Consider the following 2,167-nt stretch of genomic DNA (forward strand, 5'->3'; position numbering starts at 1 on the left):
GAGACCTTAATGCCTAATGCGACTCCTTCCGCTCTAGTTGGTATAAGAAATGGGGCTTTTATTCTTGAAAGGATAGGTTTTCGAGATTTTCCCAAACAAATACAATTTACAGAACTTACCAAGATTTGTGGACAGATTGAGCAGCCAATGACAACTGATAAACCCATAACTTTGTCGAGGAGTAGCAAGATAAAAGTAACAGGTTGGGCTACCTTACCAGAACGCAGCCAAACGCCAGAATTAGTGCTACTGTCTTCTGATGGTGATCGCTCATTCTTTGCCAATGCTACTATTGTCAACAAATCTGATAACAAAGTTCAATGGGAAGCTGAGATTTCTCCCCAGTCTCTTAATCGAGAAGAAACTGCGATCAAAGGTTGGGTTTATGACCGAGAAGGTAAACAGTTTGTCAAATTAAATGGTGAGATTAAGCTGAGAATTTCAAAAAAATGAGGCTCTTCTGATTTCTGTGTGATCAGTTCAACTTACATAGTATCGATCGATCTTTGTGTCCTTTGTGTCTTTGTGGTTCGTTCCACTCACTCGCTAGGAGGAATGTATCTTAGAATACATTTTACCCACCAAATCTAAGAGAGCCTTGCTTCTCATCCATGCTTCTTAGATTACCAGATTTCGTCCCCCGCCAAATCTATGGACGCTCTAGATTTTTCCGATCAACTAAAATGGACCGCAGAAGCAAAAGCAAAACTAAAAAATATTCCCTATTTTGTTCGTTCCCAAGCGCGTCAAAGGATAGAAGAATTAGCTCGTCATGCCGGTTCCGATCGAGTTACCGTGGAAATGGTAGAACAGGCTAGAATAGAATTCGGACAGTAGATTTTTAGCCGCCAATTTGGGACATAGTACGGGTATAAATGCCGCTTGATGTGCCAGAATCACGCAGTTTAAAGTTTATTTCTGCTTTCAGTTCTATTAATTCCCGCACTCTTTCCCTGATTTCTGCCGGCGAAATTCCTTGACGGAGGGCAGTTTTTAGGTCAATTTGTCCGGTTTCGTTGAGGAGACAGGGACGCAACCAACCATCGGCCGAGAGACGTAGTCGGTTACAGCGATCGCAAAAACATTCCGACATCTGACTAATAAAGCCAATTGTACCCTTAGCCCCCGGAATTTGAAAAACATCGGCTGGACCATTTCCCCGCACTTGACCCTCATTTAAGCCCCATTTTGCCCGAATTCGCCCCCTTAATTCCTCGTTCGCAATCCAAGCTTTTTCTTGAAATAAATCACCGTTACCGATGGGCATAAACTCGATAAAACGGACGTGCCAACGCTTCTCAATGGTCAAAGCCGCTAAATCTTCCACTTCTGCCTCATTTATCCCCGGAATCACCACCACATTCAATTTTAAGGGGTCAAAACCCACCCTCTGGGCCGCTTGAATACCTGCCCAAGTTTTTTGCCAACGACTCCGGCCGCGATTACCGATAATCTTATCGAAAGTGTCGGGGTCGAGGGAGTCTAAACTGATATTAATCCGTCTTAGTCCGGCTTCATACAACATTTCGGCTAAATTGTCAAGTAAATAGCCATTAGTGGTCAAGGCTAAATCGCTAGTGGCAGATAAAGAGGCGATATCGCGCACAATCTCCACTACTTCGGGATGTAAGAGAGGTTCCCCACCAGTAAGGCGAAATTTGCGGAAACCGAGGGGAATAAAGACATTTTTGACTAAAGTAAGAATTTCCTCCCGGGTGAGTAAATCTTGCGGTCGAACATAGGCCAATTCTGCATCTTCAGGCAGACAATACTGACAGCGAAAGTTACAGCGATCGATTAAACTAATCCTGAGATAGTCGATTTGGTTCATGTTCACGGGGAAATACCGTTATAAAACTTCATGAATTTATCATAACAATTCTGGCTCGATCGATATCTAGACATCGGCTACATCTAGATTTTAGTCTATGATGACAATAGATTTCCTCAATGGCAAGGGCAAATAATGATTGGTAAATTTGATAATTTTTCTTGATTGTACTTAAGTAGGTAGGCGTTAAAAATTATCAGACACCCCCCTTATCAAGGGTAGGGTTGATTCATGAATCAACCCTACCTTATCAAGGGGGGCAGGGGGGATCGAACCTAAAATCGATTTTTAATTTAAATATAACCGGCTACTTACAATGGGAATTGTAACCGTTCA

At 42.6% G+C, this 2,167-nt stretch carries 3 protein-coding genes; 2 read left to right on the top strand and 1 reads right to left on the bottom strand.

Annotated features, from left to right (window positions below):
• A partial coding sequence (locus PX636_RS21920; protein WP_288118883.1) for a hypothetical protein occupies window positions 1-453 on the top strand: 453 nt, incomplete at its 5' end.
• 198 nt (window positions 454-651) lie between these two features.
• On the top strand, window positions 652-837 hold the full coding sequence (locus tag PX636_RS21925) for a PCP reductase family protein (protein ID WP_288118885.1): 186 nt from the start codon (window positions 652-654) through the stop codon (window positions 835-837).
• 4 nt (window positions 838-841) lie between these two features.
• On the opposite strand, the gene moaA is transcribed toward PX636_RS21925, so the two are convergent.
• Complete coding sequence (gene moaA, locus PX636_RS21930) at window positions 842-1,831, bottom strand: GTP 3',8-cyclase MoaA (protein WP_012264115.1); 990 nt, start codon at window positions 1,829-1,831, stop codon at window positions 842-844.
• Between the last annotated feature and the right edge of the window lie 336 nt (window positions 1,832-2,167).

The sequence above is a fragment of the Microcystis sp. M53598_WE2 genome, assembly GCF_030067735.1.
In the GTDB taxonomy this organism is placed as follows: Bacteria; Cyanobacteriota; Cyanobacteriia; order Cyanobacteriales; family Microcystaceae; genus Microcystis; species Microcystis aeruginosa.

Excerpts from the sequence above, each read along its gene's own strand:
- moaA (WP_012264115.1), bottom strand. The coding sequence starts at position 1,831 with ATGAACCAAATCGACTATCTCAGGATTAGTTTAATCGATCGCTGTAAC.
- PX636_RS21925 (WP_288118885.1), top strand. The coding sequence starts at position 652 with ATGGACGCTCTAGATTTTTCCGATCAACTAAAATGGACCGCAGAAGCA.